Source organism: Bacillus sp. AFS031507 (assembly GCF_002584635.1).
Taxonomy (GTDB): Bacteria; Bacillota; Bacilli; order Bacillales; family Cytobacillaceae; genus Neobacillus.
The window spans coordinates 42456-62090 of the sequence record NZ_NUOW01000020.1 but is presented as its reverse complement, the minus strand read 5'-3'; the positions used below and the strand labels follow the sequence as shown (position 1 = coordinate 62090).

The window sequence follows — 19635 nt, the reverse complement described above, 5'->3', positions numbered from 1 at the left end:
AGGTCGAGTAGCTAAAGTATTGCCGCATATAAGAGATATCTATATTTGAGGAGGAGTAAAGATGAAAAAAAGAAACCTGTTTTTAGCTCTATTAATTATTCTTGTTCTGGGTATTATTTCTGCGTGCAGCAGCCAAACGGGAAATTCGTCTGAAAAATCAGCAGGTGAAGGCGGAAAAACATTAGTATTTGCGGCCTACGGTGGAAGCTATGAAAAGAAGATGAAAGAGACACTTATTCCAAAGTTTGAAAAGGAATACGGTGTGAAAGTGAAGTATATTACCGGAAGTTCTGTTGATACACTGTCAAAACTTCAGGCACAAAAGGATAAGCCGCAAATCGATGTCGCTTTCATGGATGATGGACCGCAGGCTCAGGCAAAAGCTTTTGGTTTACTAGCCCCATTAGATGAGAGTATTGTAACAAACCTGAAAGATGTCTATGATATTGCCAAAGATAAGGACAAGATCGGAGTTGGTTTTGGGATTATTACGACGGGATTAGCGTATAACAAAGATACCTTTAAACAAAATGGCTGGGAGCCGGTTAAATCCTGGAATGACTTAGTAGATCCTAAGTTTAAAGATAAATTAGTTCTGCCATCCATTGCCAATACGTACGGAGTGCATATGCTTCTCATGTCAGCTATAGCAAACGGAGGAAGCGCGAAGGATATTGAACCTGGATTTGAAAAAATGAAGGAAATTGCTAAAAACGCAGTGACATTTGATAAAACCGCTGATGTTTCTAACTACTTCTTACAAGGTCAAACAGTTGCAAGTGCGTGGGGAAGCAGCCGCGTGTACACCCTGCAAGATACAGGATTCCCAATTGAATATGTGATACCAGAGGAGGGTGCCCCTGCACTTATGGCAACGGTTAGTGTGGTAAAAGGCGCTCCAAATGAAGAGCTGGCCCAAAAGTTTGTTAATTTTATTTTAAGTGAAGATACCCAAGTGGAATTTGCAAACGCTTTATTTGACGGTCCTGTCAATAAAAACGTGAAACTAGATGGGGATATTACCAAGAAGATCGTTTACGGTGAAGATGAAATTGCAAAGCTTGTTAAAGTAGATTGGGAGTATGTCAATACAAAAAGAGCGGAATGGACAGAGAGAGCAAATAAAGAAATTGAAGTGACCCACTAATGAAGGGGTGAAATGATGAGCTATTTATGCCTTGAAAACGTAGTAAAAACCTTTAATAAAACAGAAGTTGTAAAAAAGATGAACCTTGAAATCAAGCAGGGAGAGCTTGTTTCTTTCCTTGGGCCATCAGGCTGCGGAAAAACAACTACCTTAAATATGATTGCTGGGTTTCTAGATGTAGACGGCGGAAGAATCGTGGTGGATGGGAAGCCTGTTCACCTGCTTCCTCCTAATAAAAGAGAAATGGGCATGGTTTTTCAAAACTATGCTCTCTTTCCCCACATGACCGTATTTGATAATGTTGCCTATGGTTTAAAGCTTCGCAAGGTTAGTAAAAGCGAGATTCATACCCGTGTTACAGAAGCGCTTGAGATGGTCCGGCTGGCAGGCTATGAAAAACGCTATCCAAAGGAGCTGTCCGGTGGTCAGCAGCAGCGTGTTTCACTAGCAAGAGCACTCGTGATCAAGCCGAAAGTTTTGCTTCTTGATGAACCATTAAGCAATCTGGATGCCAAACTTCGTCAAGAAATGCGTGAAGAAATCGTGGAAATTCAAAAAAAGGTTGGGATTACCACCATTTTTGTCACTCATGATCAGGAAGAGGCACTTGCGATATCAGACAGAATAGCGGTTATGTATGAAGGCAGAATTGAACAGGTCGATACTCCAGTGGCCATTTACAACCACCCTCAGACTGATTTCGTCTCAAGGTTTATTGGCGAAGTAAACCAGATTCAAGGTCAGGTGCTCGAGGCACTGAGTGATAATCAATGCTTAGTGTCTTTGGACGGCTATAAGCAGGTTCTATTGGTTCACCAGCCGAAGGATTCTGTGATTGACTTTTATATTCGGCCTGAAAAAATACAAATTTCGATAGAAAATAGTGATGGTCTTCAGGTTAGCGTGGAAAGGAAAATGTTTTTGGGGGCGAAAACCCGGTACATTTTAGTAAACAAGGAGAAACAATTCATTGCTGATATTTCCAATGTTGCGTTAAATCCAGATCTGGTTCAAGAGGGGAAACATGTATGTATTAAATGGAATCCAGAGGATTTATTAGCTACCAAAAAGTGAGGTGACTTGATCCAATGCAGGCTGAAACAGCGTATCAGGAACAGGAACTGCTATTCAGGGAGAAAAAAAAGCATTTAACGAAGAAAAAGCTTGATTATTTGCTTTTATTACTTCCGACCCTCGGTATTTTTATTTTCTTCTTTTTGCTTCCGTTGTTCTTCCTTTTTATCACAAGCTTTAAGACTTTTGACGCAGCTAGCGGGATTGGCAATGACTGGACGCTACAGAATTATATTAAATTTATTACCGATAAATTCTATCTTGGGGTTGTATGGCGGACGGTCAAAATAGCGCTGATTACTACACTGGCTGCGATTGCTATTTCGTTCCCAGTAGCCTATCAAATTACAAAAGCAAAGGGAAGGATTAAGAATTATTTAACCCTTTTAGTTCTGTCACCCCTGTTAATCAGCATGGTCATCCGTTGTTATGGCTGGGTCATTTTGTTGTCCAATAATGGAGTGATCAATCATACGTTAATGAAATTTGGGTTGATTGATAAACCATTAACCTTGCTCTATACGGAGTTTAGCGTGGTCATAGGAATGGTGCACGTGTTATTTCCTTATATGGTGTTAAGTATTATGGGTTCGCTTGATAGAATCGACCCATCTGTGATCCGAGCTTCACAAAATTTAGGTGCCAGCTCGATTCGAACCTTCTTTTCCGTCATCTTGCCTTTAACGCTGCCTGGAATATTTGCTGGTTCCGTTATGGTTTTTAGTTTAGGCGTGAGTTCCTTTGTTACTCCTGCGATTCTAGGGGGGCCTCAGGTAAAAGTGATGTCATTCCTTACATATGAACAGGTTGGTATCATGCTGAATTGGCCATATGGGTCGGCTATTGGGTTCCTATTAATCTTTATTGCCACTATTACCATCATTATATATAGCAAATTGCTTACTAGTTCCAAAAAAGGGGTGGCCATTCAATGAGGAAGTCATTACCGAAATTTGGTTTAAATTTCTTTTGTCTGCTTGTCTACATCTTTTTGGCTGCCCCGATTGTCGTTGTTTTATTGTCTTCCTTGACAACTACCGAGTTTATCGTGTTTCCTCCCAAAGGGATCACATTCAGGTGGTATGTCGAATTAATCAATCATCCTGAATTTATGCAGTCCTTTATGCTCAGTATTACCGTTGCCTTTGGTACGGCAATCATTTCAACGATTATCGGAACGATGGCTTCTATTGCTGTTGTCCGATATCAATTTAGAGGGAAAACAGCCATCATGCAATTAGTTGGTTCACCTCTCTTAATCCCCTCCGTTGTATTTGGGGTGGCTCTTTTGCAGTTTTATTCCTGGATTGGTTTGGCCGCGAGCCCGGCAGCTTTAATTATTGGTCATATAATCTTAACCATCCCCTTTGTCATGCGCCTGGTTGTTGCCAGTTTAGTAGGCTTCGACCGCACGATCGAGCAAGCGGCTATGAATCTAGGGGCGGGAAGCCTCAGGGTATTTTTTCAAATTACTCTTCCGATCATTAAATCGGGTGTGATTGCAGGAGCTATTTTTGCCTTCATTACCTCTTTCGACGACTTAACCGTTGCCCTATTTATTGTCAGTACCGATGTGGTTACGCTGCCAGTGCGAATTTATACCTATATGCAATATCAGTATGATCCTATCATCACCTCTGTTTCTAGTATCATGATTCTTTTAACAGTCGTATTAATGGTCGTTATCGAAAGAGTATTAGGCGTAGGAAAAGTATTTGAGTCGAAAAATTCATAAGAAGGTGTTTTTATGCACATTAAACATCATCCCGTATTAGGGGAACAGCATCAAAAACAAGTAACAATCTACTTTAATAATGAACCGTATAAAGCTTATGAACACCAATCCGTAGCTGCAGCATTGTTAGCCAATGATATAAAAAAATTAGGGCAGAGCAGGAATTTAATCCAGCCAAGAGGCTTGTTTTGCTCGCGGGGCAGATGCTGCAGCTGCTATATGACGGTAAATGGGGAGGATCATGTACGAACGTGCATGACGAAGGTCGAAGAAGGCATGAAGATTTATCCGAATGATGGAGATCCAGAAGTAAGGAGTGAATGCCGTGGAGACTGATGTTCTAATTATTGGTGCTGGTCCCGCAGGTCTTACCGCTGCTTTGGAAACAGCATCAAGAGGCTTAGATGTAACCATAGTAGAAGAATCTTTTTCAATGGGCGGACAATTAATTCAACAGACCCAAGTCCTTCATTCGCTGCCTTCTTCCTATCAACCTATGCGCGGGTTTGAGTTGGCCGATCTTTTAACGAAACAATTAGAAGATTACTCTATTCGTTGTTTGCTAGGTCATCGAGTGATTGGTTTTTACAAGGATGGAAGTGTTGGTATTTCAGATGAGGTAAATGTATTCCCTCTAAAAGCGAAAAAAATAATCGTGGCTACGGGTGCGGCTGAAAATGCGCTTGCCTTTCCGAAATGGACGCTTCCGGGAGTCATGACCATAGGTGCAGCCCAAACCTTAATGAATCGGGATTTTGTGATACCAGGTAAACATGCCGTTATCGTAGGATCCAGTGACTTTACGATGGATGTTGCGCTCCAGCTTTCTGAGCTAGGTGTACAGATTAAGGGGATCATTGAAAAAACTCCAAGCTTAACGGCACGGGATGCAGAAAAAGGGGAAGAGGTTCGAAAAAGAGGTATTCCAGTTTATGTCAATTCCTCCATCAAGGAAGCCAGGGGAATTGGTAAGGTACAGGAAATTGATATCGAGAACGGAGAACAGATTGTTACCGTAAGTGTTGATGTCGTATGTATAGATGGCGGCCGGTCGCCTATTCTCGATGTTTTTTACCAGCTTGGCTGTTCATTCAGTTATCAAAAAGAACTAGGAGGCTGGATCCCGCAATACAACAAATCTTTACAAACAGACCGGGAAGATGTTTTTTTAGCGGGGAACGCTGCCGGGGTCAGTTCTCAGGGAGTATTACTAACAACAGGTATAATAGCCGGGGTTAATGTTTCTGAATCCCTGGGAGCTATCAGTAAGCAAGAGGCCGATATCGAGACCATGTCTCTATGGAGAGAACTCGAAATTCTTGAGACGAAGCTTCATCCAGATACATGGAAAGCAAGAATGCAGCATGTTGAAAACTTTGAACATCCCGTCCTTAAGGACCAATTTATCTCTTAGTTCGAAAAGATTAAGATACTAGAAGGTGATTAAATTGGATAAAACCACGATTATTTGTCGATGTGAAGAAATCAGTTACGAAGAAATCGAGGAAGTCATTTCGAATGGCGCCAAGAGATTTGATGATATTAAAAGAATGACACGCTGCGGCATGGGACCATGCCAGTCAAAAATATGCAATAGCCTGGTGTCCACTATCATTCATGAGAAAACAGGCATATCTATTCATGAGATTCCACTGCCGCGTATGAGGATGCCGATAAGTCCAATTAAGCTTGAAACCCTCGCAACGAATAGTACCTCATTTTCCACGGTGAAATCTGTTTTAGATGAGGTGGAGCTAGAGGATGGGAAGGTGAGATAAATGGAAACTAGTTATGAAACGATCATTATCGGGGGAGGGGTCGTCGGAAGCAGCATCGCTTATCACCTTTCGGAACGAAATAAGGAAGGAATTCTGGTGCTGGATCAAAAATTCCCTCTGTCGGGAACTTCAGGTTCCACACAAGCGTGGGTATGGGTTCATAATAAAACACCTTCCTGGTATGCAGAGTTTAATATGTATAGTGCCGAACTTTATCCTTATTTATCAAAAAAAATTGGGGATGTAGAATATAAACGGACTGGCGGACTTTCCCCATTTTTTAAGGAAGCCGATCGTGAAAAAGCGTTACGGCTTGCGGAGGCTTACAAAAAAATTGGCATCAAAATTAAGGTTTTATCCCGTAAGGAGGCCTTAGAAAAAGAACCATCGCTCAATCCGGAGGTTGCAGGCGCTACGTATAGTTCCATTGATGGCAACGTCAATCCTTTTCGGTTAGTCGATAGGTATATGAGAGCGGCCCAGAAAAATGGAGTTCAATACTCTACTTATAATAAAGTAACGGAAATTCAAAAGCTTCCTGGGAAATTCATTGTTGTCTCACAAAAGGGAACGTTCGTTTGTAAGAATCTTATTCTTGCTGGCGGCACCTGGTCAAGAGAATTAGGAAAATTAGTAGATATCACCATTCCGGTCAACCAGTTAAGAGGGCAGATTCTTGTTACCGAACCCCTAAAACCTTTTTTACATTATACCATCAGCGGGTTAAGACAGGCCTATAATGGCGAGGTATTAATCGGTTATTCAATGGAAGAAGAAGGATTTAACAGAGCAACCACATTGGATGTTATTCAAGAAACGGCTAATATGGCTGTTCACTATGTTCCGCAATTAAAAAAAGCAAAGGTTGTTCGCGCTTTTTCAGGAATTCGAGCCATGCCGGAAGATGGTTTTCCCATTCTGGGGAAAATCCCGGGTATTGAAAACCTTTATGTGGCAGCTACACATAGCGGCGTAACTCTATCACCGCTAATAGGAACTCTTATGACTGAGTTAATTCTGGATGGGGAAACTTCAATCCCAATTGATCGCTATTCCATCAGCAGGTTTGATTTGGCCCTTAGATAAATAAGTGTCATAATTTATATAATAAAAATTTATTAAACCATTACAGGAGAGATTTGTATGCCACTTTTAATCATTAGAGGAGTTTCAGTGGATCAGGTAAAAACGGTTAGTACTTCATTAGTACAAGATTTGGCGGATTTATGTGCATGTGGAACGGACAATTTCACCTTAGAAATTGTCCATTCTACCTATGTATTTGATGGCAATGAAGTGCCGGGTTACCCATTAATTGAAGTAAAATGGTTCAATCGCGGTCAGGAAATTCAAGATCAATTTGCCAGCATTGTAACCAAACATATACAAGCACTCGAATTTCCAGAAGTAGAAGTCGCTTTCAGCACATTTCAGGAGTCCGCTTATTATCTGAACGGAAAGAGTTTTGCCTCATCGTGACATAAAAGATTTTTATTTTTTAGAAATAACTTTTAGTAAAAAAATGGCGTTCCTAAACTAAAATCAGTTTGGGCACGCCATTTTTATAAAATTTTTGAAATCAATTGGGTAATCCTGCTATTTTTTTAAAACATTAACACCGGGTTTATTGACAGAACCGGTGAAGCTGCCATCAAAACGGAAGTGGCTCGAAAGAAGATTGAACTAGAATACACTGTTTGAGAGGGAGTATCGCAATGAAATTTACTAGATTTACTAAAGGTTCGTCCGTTTACACAGGTGTGATGTCTGAAAACACGATACAAGTAATTAATGGAGATATTTTTGGTGATAATTGGGAGTATACAGGACAAATATTTTCTGTAACTGATGTGACACTGCTGGCGCCTATAAAGCCAAACCAAATTATTGGAATTGGAGCAAACTATGTTTCTAAACTGGAAGACCGACCTTCAGAGCTTCCAGAAATTCCGGTATTCTTCTTTAAACCAATATCCTCCGTTATTGGGCCTGAGGAAGATATCATCCTTCCGGAAGGGATCGAAAAGGTGAAGTTCGAATCAGAGTTAGCCATTGTCATTGGTAAGGAAGCTAAAAATGTTCCTGAATCAGAAGTGTTGGATTACGTGTTCGGATATACGGTTGGAAACGATGTAACAGCTCCTCAATTTTTTCATCAGGACGGGCATTGGACCATTGGAAAGTCCTTTGATACCTTCACACCACTAGGGCCAGTTATTGAGACAGAATTAGATCCATTTGCTGTGAATGTGGAAGCAAGACTGAATGGTGTGGAGAAGCAAAATAGTGCAACCGAGCTAATGATTATTCCGATCCGAAGAATGGTATCCTATCTGTCAAAAGTGATGACACTTCAGCCGGGGGATGTCATCCTGACTGGTAGTCCAGTTGGAGCAGAGTTTGTCGGTGCTGGAGATACAATTGAATGTAAAATTAATGAGATTGGGACATTGAGCAATTCATTTGTATTGGCAAAAGAGCAAGTTAAATCTTAATCATACTAAATAAGTGAATATGCATTAAAATTCCATAATAGGGCGCAATTCTGTAGCAAGAATTGCGCTCGTTCTTTATGTATTGGGTTATATTGTGGTAAAAGAGGTTGTAGTTGTTTTAATTAAATATTCTTATTGAACTGATAGGCAGATTTTTAAGATCAACTTCAGTGATGCATATTATCCTCCCTAACCCCAAAATTCTGAACCTTAACGGATTGATTTGATTTCTCCCTATGCTGAATCTAACTTCATTCTCCTATAGACTCTTTAGCTGCTCGTATTCCAGATTCAACGGCTATCAATCCCACCTTTTTGAGAGGTAATGTCAGTATGTCCAAGTTTAATAGATTTTTTGTCCTTCCATGAATAATACTACTTTCTAGTTGAATAAGATGGCAGTAAGCCATATTACGGTCTAATTAGAAGTGTAGAGGAGAAAAAACATGTTAAATTACGTATTTCCTAAGCTATCCTCTGATCAAATGATTTCAATCATCAGAAGTGGACTTGAAAAAACCAAAACACCTAAGAAGATCATTATTATTGGCGCAGGTATGTCAGGACTGGTCTCGGCCTCTATACTTAAGCAAGCTGGACACAATGTTACAATCCTTGAAGCTACTGATAGGGTGGGAGGGAGGATCTATACGTTAAGAGGCGATTTAAGGGATGGGCAATATCTTGAGGCTGGGGCAATGCGAATTCCTCATACTCATTTGTTGACTTTGGAATATATAAAAAAATTCAAACTTCCGGTTAATAGGTTTCTCAATTCGACTCCTAATGACATTATTTATATTAAAGGAATCAAAACTCGTTTTAAGGTGTATGAACAGAACCCCGATATTTTGCGCTTTCCCGTGTACCCACAAGAAAAAGGTAAAACTGCTAAGGAGTTGCTTCAATTAGCAATAAAACCGGTGACAGATTTTATTGAACAAAACCCAAAGAGAAATTGGCCTTGGGTCATAAAAGAATTGGATAAATACTCGATGGACACTTATTTGAGATATAACCCGTTTGGAGTCACATTATCTCCGGGTGCCATCGAAATGATTAAAGTAATTCTTACACTGGAAGGACTTATGGAGCTTTCTTTCTTGGAACTGTTACGTGAACTGTTAATCCTATTTACCCCTGATATCACCTTTTATGAAATCACGGGCGGTAACGATCAACTTCCTAAAGCATTTACGACTCAATTAAAAGAAGAAATATTTTACGGACAAAAAGTGAGGAAAATTGTGCAGCATGACAACCAAGTAACCATTTATTCTGTCCATAAAATCTTAGAGCCATTTCAAATCACCGGTGATCTTGCGATTGTGACCATTCCTTTTTCAGTGTTACAATTTGTGGAAATCGAACCGCGAAATTCTTTTTCTGAAAACAAATGGAAGGCAATTCGGGAACTTAATTATGCGGGCTCTACGAAGACCGGCATCCAGTTTAAAAACAGGTTCTGGGAAAGGCAAGGTTTGTATGGTGGGCAAACCGTTACGGATCTCCCTATTAAATATATTCAATACCCGAGTTATGACCTCGGTACACAAGGATCGGGTGTTATTTTAGGGAGTTATACATGGGAGGATGATGCTGTACCTTGGGACAGTTTGGAAAATGATGATCGCTTGGAATATGTATTAAAAAACTTGGCAGCCATTTATGGTAAACAGGTGTTTAGTGAGTTTCAAGCAGGAGTGAGCCACAGTTGGGTTCGATATCCGTATTCTGCTGGGGCATTTACGATGTTTAAACCCGAACAGGTAAAAGAATTATCTCCTTATATTTCTACTCCCGAAGGAAGAGTTCATTTTGCTGGCGAACATGCCTCAACTACTCATGCTTGGATCCAAGGTGCAATCGAGTCCGGAATACATGCTGCTTTTGAAGTCAATGACTTACCAAGAACTTTAATTCAGGTTTAATCAGCAAAAAAGGTAAGGTTTATTCAACAATACTAGCAAATAAAAAATGTGTGTTTATTCAATTAAAGAGCGCGTTTGTGGAAGATCATAAGTCTAATTCCCTGCTAAAAATACGGAGGGATTAGGCTTTTTTATCTTTCAAAATCCTTAACATTGTAAATTCGGATTCCTGACGTTACCCATAGGTAAATGCATTGGCGATAAGTGGAAAATCTAGTGGCAATCGCTGGTAAAAAACATGACAGAAGTGGTACATTCTTATGGCTGTAATCACTTAACACCTAGCTTGGAGGGGATAGTAGAAGATATTAATTTCAGAAGTACTAAAATTCGCACGTTTAGCCAAGCACTAGTTACAGTTTAAATGCAACACTTGCAAACGAAGCGATTACTAAATTGGAGTCGTATGGGGAAAAGACGAATCCCTTTCCACTTAGGACTTAACTATCTGCTCTTTATTCGTAATCCGTTTTACTATGCTGTTATCCGACCGATCGTGAACCTCTTTATCATCGTAATTAAGACAGCCACAGGTTTTCTTTTTTAGCAGAGTAACTAAATTTGTTGTTAAAATTTATACTAAGTATTAATATATTTAGTATAAGAATAGAATAAATTGAGCTAAGGGTGAGCTGAGATAAAAAATGAACCTCTATATCAACAAATAAAAAATAAAATTAAAGAGCAAATTCTATCTGGTAGGCTGCGAGTAGGTGATCGTGTTCCCTCCGAAAAAGAGTTAACAGAGGAATTTCATGTAAGTCAGATTACTACTAAAAACGCACTTTCTGGTCTTGCGGAAGAAGGGATAGTAGAAAGAATTAAAGGGAAAGGAACTTTTGTTTGTGAAAGTAACCTAACGACTTCAATCAGACAACCGAATAAACCGACTGAATTAATTGGACTTATTCTTCCTAGTATGAAAACAAGGATTGAACTAGAGTTTGTCAATTTTATTGAAAAGTATGTTTCAAAGAATGGCCATAATCTAATAATAAAAATAACAAGAGAGTCTCAATTTGAAGAAGCAGATGCTATTGAGATGTTTAAAAAAATGAAAGTTAAAGGAATGATTATTTTTCCTACCGAAAAAGATAATTATAATGAAGCAGTGCTAAGGCTTACACTGGATAAATTTCCATTAGTATTAATTGACAGGTATATGGAGAATATTTTAACTTATAGTGTTACCTCTGAAAATGAGGTTGGGACTTTAGAAGCTATCTCATTCTTATTAAATAAAGGCCATAAAAATATTGGGCTTGTGTCTCCAATTATTACAAATACAGTAACTGACGAGAGAGCTAGAGGGTTTGAAAACGCTTTTTTGAAAAGGAGAACTACCATTAATAAGAATCTATGGCTGACATTAAGTTTCAATGAAATTTCTCAGAAGAAAACTCCAAAGTTAATTAAAGAATTTCTAATGAGTAGACCTGAAATGACAGCTGTATTTACAATGAATGCTGAATTAGCTGTGTATACTCATTTAGCAATAAGTTCTCTTAAGAATGAAACATGTCGAGATATTGAATTATTAACCTTTGATTCACCAGGTATACCTGGAATCTCGTTTATAAAGCAGGATATTGCTGAATGTAGTAAAAAAACAGTTGACCTACTATTAGAACAAATTGGAGGAATTTATAAACCGAAAAGAATTTATGTACCTGTCCATCTTAATTTAAGTGAAAATGTAGATTGGTTGGAAACTATAATAACCTAACTATGGTTACACTATATGAAAATAAAGTAGCTCAATGTATATATCCCATTCAAAAGGTAGTAAACCCAAACGTCCTCTGTCGTCGTTTGGGTTTTTTCATGAGATTATTTCTAAGGTAAAAAAGGTTAGAAAAAATTAACTTTTCAACAAATAGTATAATTTATATTAAATTTAGTATATAAAAGTTAATTTACTTAATATAAGATGTAAATGTAAGCACTTCCAATGACTGGATTATCAAGAAATCATTAATAAGTTTCATTTAAAAGGAGTTATATAAAATGACAAAAAAAAACATTCCAAGAAAAGAATATCCACGTCCCCATTTTGAAAGGGAAGACTGGCTGAATTTAAATGGGGAGTGGAATTTCAAATTTGATAGTGAAAACAAAGGTGAAAAGGAAAAATGGTATGAAAAATTAAATTTTGATAAAAAAATTATTGTTCCTTTTACATATGAAACAGAATCCAGCGGCATTGGAGAGGATGTATTTTGTCCTAATGTCTGGTATCAAAAAAGCATAATTATTCCAAGTGAATATGAAAATAAGGAGATAATACTTCATTTCCAAGCAGCTGATTATATAACGAAGCTATGGGTGAACGGCACCTTTGTTGGTAAAAAAAAGGGTGGGCAAATAGCTTTTTCTTTCAATATTACTGATTTTTTAGATGGGACAAATGAATTAAATATTGTTGTGAAAAACGAAGATAGTCAAAGCTGTTTTCAGCCAAGAGGAAAACAAAGATGGTTAGATCATAGTTATGAATGTTGGTATGTTCAAACAACGGGAATTTGGCAAACTGTATGGCTTGAGTTTTTAAATGAAGCACATGTTCAGGCAGTCAAAATAACTCCAGATATAGATACAGAATCAGTTGAGTTTGCATATGAAGTTTCAGGTAACATTGATCATTCCTTAGAGTTAAGGACATCCATATATTTTAAAGGTCAACAAATAAAATCTTTCGACCAAACCGTATGCCGTCCAAATCAAACAATTACTACTAATATTGCAAGTGATTTTCATCATTGGAGAGTTGTATATTGGAGTCCACAATCTCCCAATTTATATGATGTAGAATTTACATTAACTAAGAATGGTAAAGTAATAGACTATGTAAAATCATATTTTGGGATGAGGAAAATCTCTATAGAGAATGGGAACGTATTGCTTAATAATATTCCACTTTATCAAAAATTAATTTTGGATCAGGGTTATTGGGGAGAGTCACATTTAACACCACCTTCAGAAGAAGCGATTATTGAGGATATTGATCGTACATTAGAGATGGGCTTTAACGGAGTAAGAAAACATATGAAAGTGGAAGATCAACGATTTCTATATTGGGCAGATAAAAAGGGTCTACTTGTTTGGTCTGAAATGGCTGCAACATATGAGTTCTCCGATGAGGCTGTTCAAAATTTTACAGAGGAATGGATGGAGGTTGTAAAACAACATTATAATCACCCATGTATCATTACTTGGACTCCGTTTAATGAATCTTGGGGTGTGAAAAATATTTATACAGACGTTAAGCAGCAAAAGTTTACAGAAGGAATCTATCATCTAACTAAAGCAATCGACAGTATGAGACCTGTTATTGTAAACGATGGTTGGGAGCATACAGTTTCAGATATTATTACGTTACACGATTATGAAGAGTATGGGGATGAATTTCTAAGCCGCTATGGAAATAAAGAAAAAGTAGTTCATAACGAAATAGCGTTTAATAATTCTAAGCATGCTATGGCAGTAGGCTATAAATATAAGGGGCAGCCAATCATTATAAGTGAATATGGCGGTATTGCATTCAATTCCGAAAAAGGCTGGGGCTATGGTAATCAGGTAAAGAGTGAAGAGGACTTCTTACACCGTTATGAATCTATTACTCAAGCTATTAAAAATACTCCATATATTAGTGGATTTTGCTATACACAAATTACCGATGTGCAGCAAGAGGTTAATGGATTGCTAAAGGAAGATAGAGTGCCAAAAGTAGACTTAAACAAAATTAGAGAAATTAACAGTAAATAAATTTTCAATAGTAAAAGGAGACAGTTATGACAATTCGCCAAGAATACCCTCGCCCACAATTAATAAGACAAGACTGGCTTAATTTAAATGGGGAATGGGATTTTGAATTTGATGATCAGAATATAGGATTAGATGAAAAATGGTTTAAAAATAATAGGGAATTCAAACAAAAAATAAATGTCCCTTTTGCCTATCAGTCTAAGCTGAGCGGAATAAACGATTCTACTTTCCATGACTGGGTTTGGTATCGTCGTAAATTTGAAATTCCTGATTCAATGATTGGAAAGCAAATTATCATGCATTTTGGTGCAGTAGATTATCGAGCTATGGTATTCATAAATGGAAATTTAGTAGGTACTCATGAAGGTGGGCACACACCATTCTTATTCGATATTACTAATTATTTAATAAATGGAACACAATCTGTTGTTGTAAGAGTTGAAGATCCCTCTATTGAAGAGACGATTCCTCGCGGAAAGCAATATTGGATTGAGAAATCAGATGGAATTTGGTATACACGGACTACAGGAATTTGGCAGACGGTTTGGTTGGAGGCGGTGAATAAAACTCATATAAACAAGGTGAAATTCACTCCAGATATTGACAATGGCGATATTATTATTGATGTTGAATTAACAGGTGACTATATTAATAAAGCTCTTGAAATTGATATCACGTTTAAAGGTGATAATGTAGCGAATGATTCAGTGAAAATTCATGAAGGGTTTTTTAGGAGATCAATTAATCTCTATAATAGGAAAATTTTTCGAACAGGTTTCCATCATGCTGGATGGAATTGGACACCAGAAAGTCCTAATTTATTCGATGTGAATATACGTGTAAGAGAGAAAGAGCAAGTACTAGATGAAATTACTACTTATTTCGGGATGAGAAAAATTCATACTGAAAATGGGATGGTCTATTTAAATAACAAGCCATATTATCAAAAACTAGTACTTGATCAGGGATACTGGCCAGAAGGGTTATTAACTGCTCCAACAGAGCAAGATTTAAAGAGAGATATCGAACTATCAAAAGAAATGGGGTTTAATGGCTGTAGGAAACATCAAAAGGTAGAGGATCCACTATTTCTTTATTGGGCGGATAAATTAGGTTTTCTGGTTTGGGGAGAATGTGCTGCGGCTCCTTCATATAGTGAGGACGCAGTTGCACGTCTGACAAATGAATGGATTGAAATCATTAATCGTGACTACAATCATCCGTGTATTGTAACTTGGGTTCCCCTAAACGAAAGCTGGGGAGTTCCTCTTATCTGTAATAATGAACAACAAAAGCATCACTCGGCAGCTATGTATCATTTAATACATTCACTTGACACAACAAGGTTAGTCATTTCTAATGATGGATGGGAATTAACGAAAACTGATATATGTGCTATTCATAATTATAACCATGGACATAAGGATGAATTTGAAAAATACAATGAGTTTCGAAATTCAGTATTAACAAAAGAAAACCTACTTAACTCAAGACCAGCAGGACGAAGGATTTACACAAAAGGATTCGATCACTGTGGTGAACCAATTCTTTTAACAGAGTTTGGTGGAATCGGTTATAAAGTTGGAAATGAAAGTGGATGGGGTTATACTTCCGTTTTGAGTGAAGAAGATTATATAGCTGATTTTGAACGAGTTATGAAAGCAATCTATGAATCTAATTCATTACATGGTTTTTGTTATACACAGTTAACAGATGTAGAACAGGAGATCAATGGTATATTAACATATGATCGAACCCCAAAATGTAATTTAAAAACGATTCGTGAAATTAATGATATGTGGCACAAAAATGTTTAAATTAATTTTTTACATCATTATCAAAATTGATAACAAGTAGGTATGCACCTATTTGATTGAAAATTATGAGGATTCAGTTAAATGGGTTTATATATAGTAAAATGCTTAATTATAAATGTGTTTTTTATTAATTAATCTGTGCCTAAGTAGGAGGGGGTCCAAGTTACAAGCTGTTAGTGGATTAGTTTTAATAATTAAATATCGGGGGGAAAACAAATGAAGAGAAAAGCAGTATTAATGTTTTCTATACTTTTTACAATTATGTTGGCTTTGTCAGGATGTAGTTCATCCAGTTCAGGTTCTTCAGCCTCGGCTAAAAATGAAATTATATATTGGAATCCGTTTACAGGACCTGATGGCGAAAATATGAAACAAATCGTTAATGAATATAACAAAACAAATCCAAAATTCAAGATAAAAAATGTATCAATTGAAGCTGATGATATGTATAAAAAGATCCCAACTGTTGTTAACTCTGGAAAAGGTATCCCTGATCTTACAATTGTCCATGCTGAGAGAATTAAACAGTTTGTTGACAATGACCTATTAGCAACTTATGACGATAAGTTGGCTGACTATCCTGAAATTAAAGCTGAAAACTATGTACCTGCTGGTTGGAAAATTGGTGAAATCAATGGAAGTAGATATAGTGTTCCATTAGATGTACACAGTTTTGTAATGTATTACAATAAAGATTTACTAGAAAAATATGCACCAAATGCACTCGATGATAATGTTATAACCTTTGATGAAATAAAAGCTGCTGGAGAATTATCTAAAAAAGACAAGATTGCAGGTATTGGAATAACGTGGACACGACCAATCTTTTTATCGATTTACAATCAACTGGGTGGAGATATAACTAGTGACGGTGAAACACCAACTCTTAATACTCCAGAAGCTAAGAAAGCATTAGAATTATTAAAAGGGTTAGTTGATGACAAAATTACTAACAAGGATGGGGAAGATCCTGGTCAGTTATTCAAATCCGGTAAAGCAATCTTTTTTCCAGAAGGAATATGGATGCAAAATAGTTTAAATGAAGCGAAAAAATTAAATTGGGGTTTAACAAGCTTTCCTCAGATTTCACCTGATAAAATTGTAAACTGGACTTCTTCTCATCAATTCGTTATGTTTAACGACAAAAATCGTTCTGAAGAGAAGACGAAGGGTATTATGGATTTCCTTGATTATGTCAGAGAAAACTCGCTTCCATGGGCTAAAGCAGGACAAAACCCTGCAGCATTAGCGACATTAGAAGATCCTGAATATCAAAACTTACCACAATCATTTTTAGTGAAAAATCCTGAAATGCAAAATACGCTTAAAATCTTTGATTATAAGTACAATGGTTTTGTAGCCGAAGAAGTTGATAAATTGGTCGGTGATGCTATATATGGAAAATTGGATATTGATAAAGGACTAAAAGCGGCTCAAAAAGCGGTTGAAGATAAAATAGCAAATAATAAAAAATAAGAATACTAATAATTAGCTTAAAAATATTGGTTGTTAGTGGAATTATAGAGAAATCCTTATTAGAGCATAAGGGTTTCTCTCTCTATTCGATAACGTAAGAATAGGAGTTAAAACTTATGATAAATACTGGAGTGAACAAGGAATTAAATATGTCTGCAGTTATAGACAAAAAATCGAGTCGAAAACGATTTCTTTCTCCGTATCTTTACATCGGACCCCATCTACTATTATTTGCGATTTTTTTTCTACTTCCCACTTTATATGGTATTTATATTTCATTTACCAACTGGGATCTAATAGGAGATCCCGAATTTGTAGGATTCGCTAATTATAAAGAAATTTTGCTTAATCAAGAATCTACATTTTACGACCAACTTCGTATTGGGTTGGGGAATACATTTAAATTTGTGATTTTTACGGTTCCAGCTTGTATTATTGTTCCTCTACTTTTAGCTGCAGGCCTTAATACTAAACCAAAGGGATTGAAGTTTTTTCAAGCTTTATTTTACATGCCAACTTTGTTCTCGGTTTCTGCAGTAATGATTGTTTTTTCCATGCTTTTTAGTGTTTCTTTTGGACCAATTAATCATTATCTAAAGGTTGATACTAACTGGCTAGCTACGCAGCCATTCTCTTGGATTACATTAGTTATTGTTACTGTTTGGTGGACAATCGGTGCTAATATGATTATTTATCAGGCGGCTCTGAACGGTATTTCAAAAGATATACATGAAGCCGCCTCTATAGATGGAGCAAGTAGTATCCAAAGATTTTTTAGAATCACTCTACCAAGCATACGATCTCAAATATTATACACAGTTGTCATTACGACAATCTCGCAATTCAATGTATATGGGCAACCACTCATGTTAACAAAAGGGGGACCAACGAGTTCAACTACAGTTTTGTTAATGTACATTCAAGAAAACGCGTTTGGGTCTGGAATTTCCATTGCTGGGATTGGAGCAGCAATGGCTGTAATCCTGGGTATATGTATCATGGTTGTTTCTGCAATTCAATTCTTCTTTTTAAGACAACGTGATTAGGAGGTGCTTACTTTGGAGAAAAAAAGAGTTTCAAAATTCGTTTCTTTAATCTTTATACTACTCATGGCTTTTATATGGATTGTACCGGTTTTATATACAACTATTACTTCCTTCAAAAATGAAGCTGATATTCAATCAAGTGCTTTTACGATTTTACCAATTAACTGGGTTATTGGTAATTACCAGGATGTACTTTTTGGTAACACAAGTGCTCCTGTTGCAAAATGGTTTATGAACTCACTTATTATATCTGTATCACAAACAGTATTAGTTTTAGTAATCGTTTCATTAGCTGGTTATGGTTATTCAAGAATGAAATTTAAGGGAAGAGACGCTATCTTTGTCTTCTTAATGGCAACGATGATGTTTCCTGCAGTCGTAAATCTTATCCCACTGTATAAAATTATTGATACATTAGGATGGGTAAATAATTATTTAGCAGCAATTGTTCCAGGGGCAGCTGGAGTATTTAATATCTTTCTCGTAAGACAGTTTATGCAGGGGATTCCGAAGGATTTTGATGAATCTGCAAGAGTGGATGGTGCCTCTGATTTTCAAATTTTCACTAAGTTAATATTGCCATTAATAAGACCTGTATTGACTGTTGTAGCGTTGTTTACATTTACAGCCTCTTGGAATGACTTCTTATGGCCATCCATTGTGTTTAATGATGTTGAAAAAATGCCAATTACACCGGGATTACAATTACTTCAAGGGATGTATGTGCTAGACGTTGCTCATGCATTAACCGGAGCACTTGTAGCAATTGTTCCAACTTTTATTCTTTATCTATTCACACAAAAATACTTTATGGAATCACTATCGTTGTCATCCGGAGTTAAAGGATGATTAAAACAAATGCTGCTTGTTAAGGAGGTTTTATTGTGAATAGAAAACTAGAGAGAAGATTAGTTATGTTCGGTTCTATTTGGCAAATAGTCTCAGGGCTCCTTACCATTTTTGTTTATGCTTCATATATTAAAAATGAAGGACTGAATTCTTCGTATAACACACTTGCTAGACTTGAGGCTGCTCAATCCATTTTTGGTAGTTTGTATATGTTTTCAGTTAGCTTTGGAATGCTTTTTGTTATAATGGGTATCTTAAACTTTGTTTTAGCTAAAACATTGAAGGATGATACGGCAGAAGTTAAAAAACCTATATGGTTTATCCTATTAGGGTTTGGATCTTATCTTGTGATGGATCTTTTAGGGGCTTTAATGTTTCTATCGGCAGGAATTTTAGCTTTAGCTAAAAATAAATCAATATCAAAGATGGGAAACTATCAATTTCAAAAGCAATAATATAGTTATTAATCTCACTATTCAGTCGCCATGGATATATAGAAAATCAAAAGTATATAGCCAAAGG

18 protein-coding genes and 1 pseudogene are annotated in these 19635 nt (G+C 36.9%); all 19 read left to right on the top strand.

What is annotated here, in order from left to right; all coding sequences use genetic code 11:
- The first annotated feature begins 61 nt into the window (after window positions 1-61).
- The gene (locus COE25_RS18680) at window positions 62-1147 is read left to right on the top strand and encodes an ABC transporter substrate-binding protein (protein ID WP_098933682.1); all 1086 of its coding nucleotides are present in this window, start codon (window positions 62-64) and stop codon (window positions 1145-1147) included.
- 15 nt (window positions 1148-1162) lie between these two features.
- Entirely contained in the window at window positions 1163-2221 is a 1059-nt protein-coding gene (locus tag COE25_RS18675) for an ABC transporter ATP-binding protein (RefSeq protein WP_098933681.1), read from the top strand.
- Window positions 2222-2235: 14 nt separating this feature from the next.
- Window positions 2236-3156 (top strand): ABC transporter permease, encoded by a 921-nt coding sequence (locus COE25_RS18670; RefSeq protein WP_098933680.1) that lies wholly within the window; start codon window positions 2236-2238, stop codon window positions 3154-3156.
- Window positions 3153-3956: an ABC transporter permease gene (locus COE25_RS18665; RefSeq protein WP_098933679.1), complete on the top strand. Its 804-nt coding sequence runs from the start codon at window positions 3153-3155 to the stop codon at window positions 3954-3956. The genes COE25_RS18670 and COE25_RS18665 overlap by 4 nt, the downstream gene beginning before the upstream one ends.
- Window positions 3957-3968: 12 nt before the next feature.
- A complete protein-coding gene (locus COE25_RS18660) occupies window positions 3969-4292 on the top strand; it encodes a (2Fe-2S)-binding protein (protein ID WP_098933678.1) in 324 nt (107 codons plus the stop codon).
- Entirely contained in the window at window positions 4282-5370 is a 1089-nt protein-coding gene (locus COE25_RS18655) for an NAD(P)/FAD-dependent oxidoreductase (protein WP_098933677.1), read from the top strand. The genes COE25_RS18660 and COE25_RS18655 overlap by 11 nt, the downstream gene beginning before the upstream one ends.
- Window positions 5371-5395: 25 nt before the next feature.
- Window positions 5396-5734, top strand: a complete 339-nt coding sequence (locus COE25_RS18650) for a (2Fe-2S)-binding protein (RefSeq protein WP_257208877.1) — start codon at window positions 5396-5398, stop codon at window positions 5732-5734.
- Complete coding sequence (locus tag COE25_RS18645) at window positions 5735-6820, top strand: NAD(P)/FAD-dependent oxidoreductase (protein ID WP_098933675.1); 1086 nt, start codon at window positions 5735-5737, stop codon at window positions 6818-6820. It abuts the gene before it with no gap.
- Window positions 6821-6877: 57 nt separating this feature from the next.
- Window positions 6878-7213: a DUF1904 family protein gene (locus COE25_RS18640; protein WP_098933674.1), complete on the top strand. Its 336-nt coding sequence runs from the start codon at window positions 6878-6880 to the stop codon at window positions 7211-7213.
- A 236-nt stretch (window positions 7214-7449) separates the two neighbouring features.
- Window positions 7450-8229, top strand: coding sequence for a fumarylacetoacetate hydrolase family protein (locus COE25_RS18635; protein ID WP_098933673.1), 780 nt, complete (start codon window positions 7450-7452; stop codon window positions 8227-8229).
- 446 nt (window positions 8230-8675) lie between these two features.
- Complete coding sequence (locus COE25_RS18630; protein ID WP_098933672.1) at window positions 8676-10160, top strand: flavin monoamine oxidase family protein; 1485 nt, start codon at window positions 8676-8678, stop codon at window positions 10158-10160.
- 277 nt (window positions 10161-10437) lie between these two features.
- A pseudogene (locus COE25_RS32305) lies at window positions 10438-10608 on the top strand (mechanosensitive ion channel domain-containing protein); the annotation flags it as partial.
- Window positions 10609-10797: 189 nt separating this feature from the next.
- Window positions 10798-11886: a GntR family transcriptional regulator gene (locus COE25_RS18620; protein WP_098933671.1), complete on the top strand. Its 1089-nt coding sequence runs from the start codon at window positions 10798-10800 to the stop codon at window positions 11884-11886.
- A 281-nt stretch (window positions 11887-12167) separates the two neighbouring features.
- Entirely contained in the window at window positions 12168-13925 is a 1758-nt protein-coding gene (locus COE25_RS18615; protein ID WP_098933670.1) for a glycoside hydrolase family 2 protein, read from the top strand.
- Window positions 13926-13951: 26 nt separating this feature from the next.
- Window positions 13952-15742: a glycoside hydrolase family 2 protein gene (locus tag COE25_RS18610; protein WP_098933669.1), complete on the top strand. Its 1791-nt coding sequence runs from the start codon at window positions 13952-13954 to the stop codon at window positions 15740-15742.
- A gap of 216 nt (window positions 15743-15958) precedes the next feature.
- Complete coding sequence (locus tag COE25_RS18605; RefSeq protein ID WP_098933668.1) at window positions 15959-17218, top strand: extracellular solute-binding protein; 1260 nt, start codon at window positions 15959-15961, stop codon at window positions 17216-17218.
- Window positions 17219-17334: 116 nt separating this feature from the next.
- A complete protein-coding gene (locus tag COE25_RS18600) occupies window positions 17335-18264 on the top strand; it encodes a carbohydrate ABC transporter permease (RefSeq protein WP_098933667.1) in 930 nt (309 codons plus the stop codon).
- Between the two features lie 12 nt (window positions 18265-18276).
- On the top strand, window positions 18277-19113 hold the full coding sequence (locus COE25_RS18595) for a carbohydrate ABC transporter permease (protein ID WP_098933666.1): 837 nt from the start codon (window positions 18277-18279) through the stop codon (window positions 19111-19113).
- 35 nt (window positions 19114-19148) lie between these two features.
- Window positions 19149-19568: a hypothetical protein gene (locus COE25_RS18590; RefSeq protein ID WP_098933665.1), complete on the top strand. Its 420-nt coding sequence runs from the start codon at window positions 19149-19151 to the stop codon at window positions 19566-19568.
- Window positions 19569-19635 lie beyond the last annotated feature (67 nt).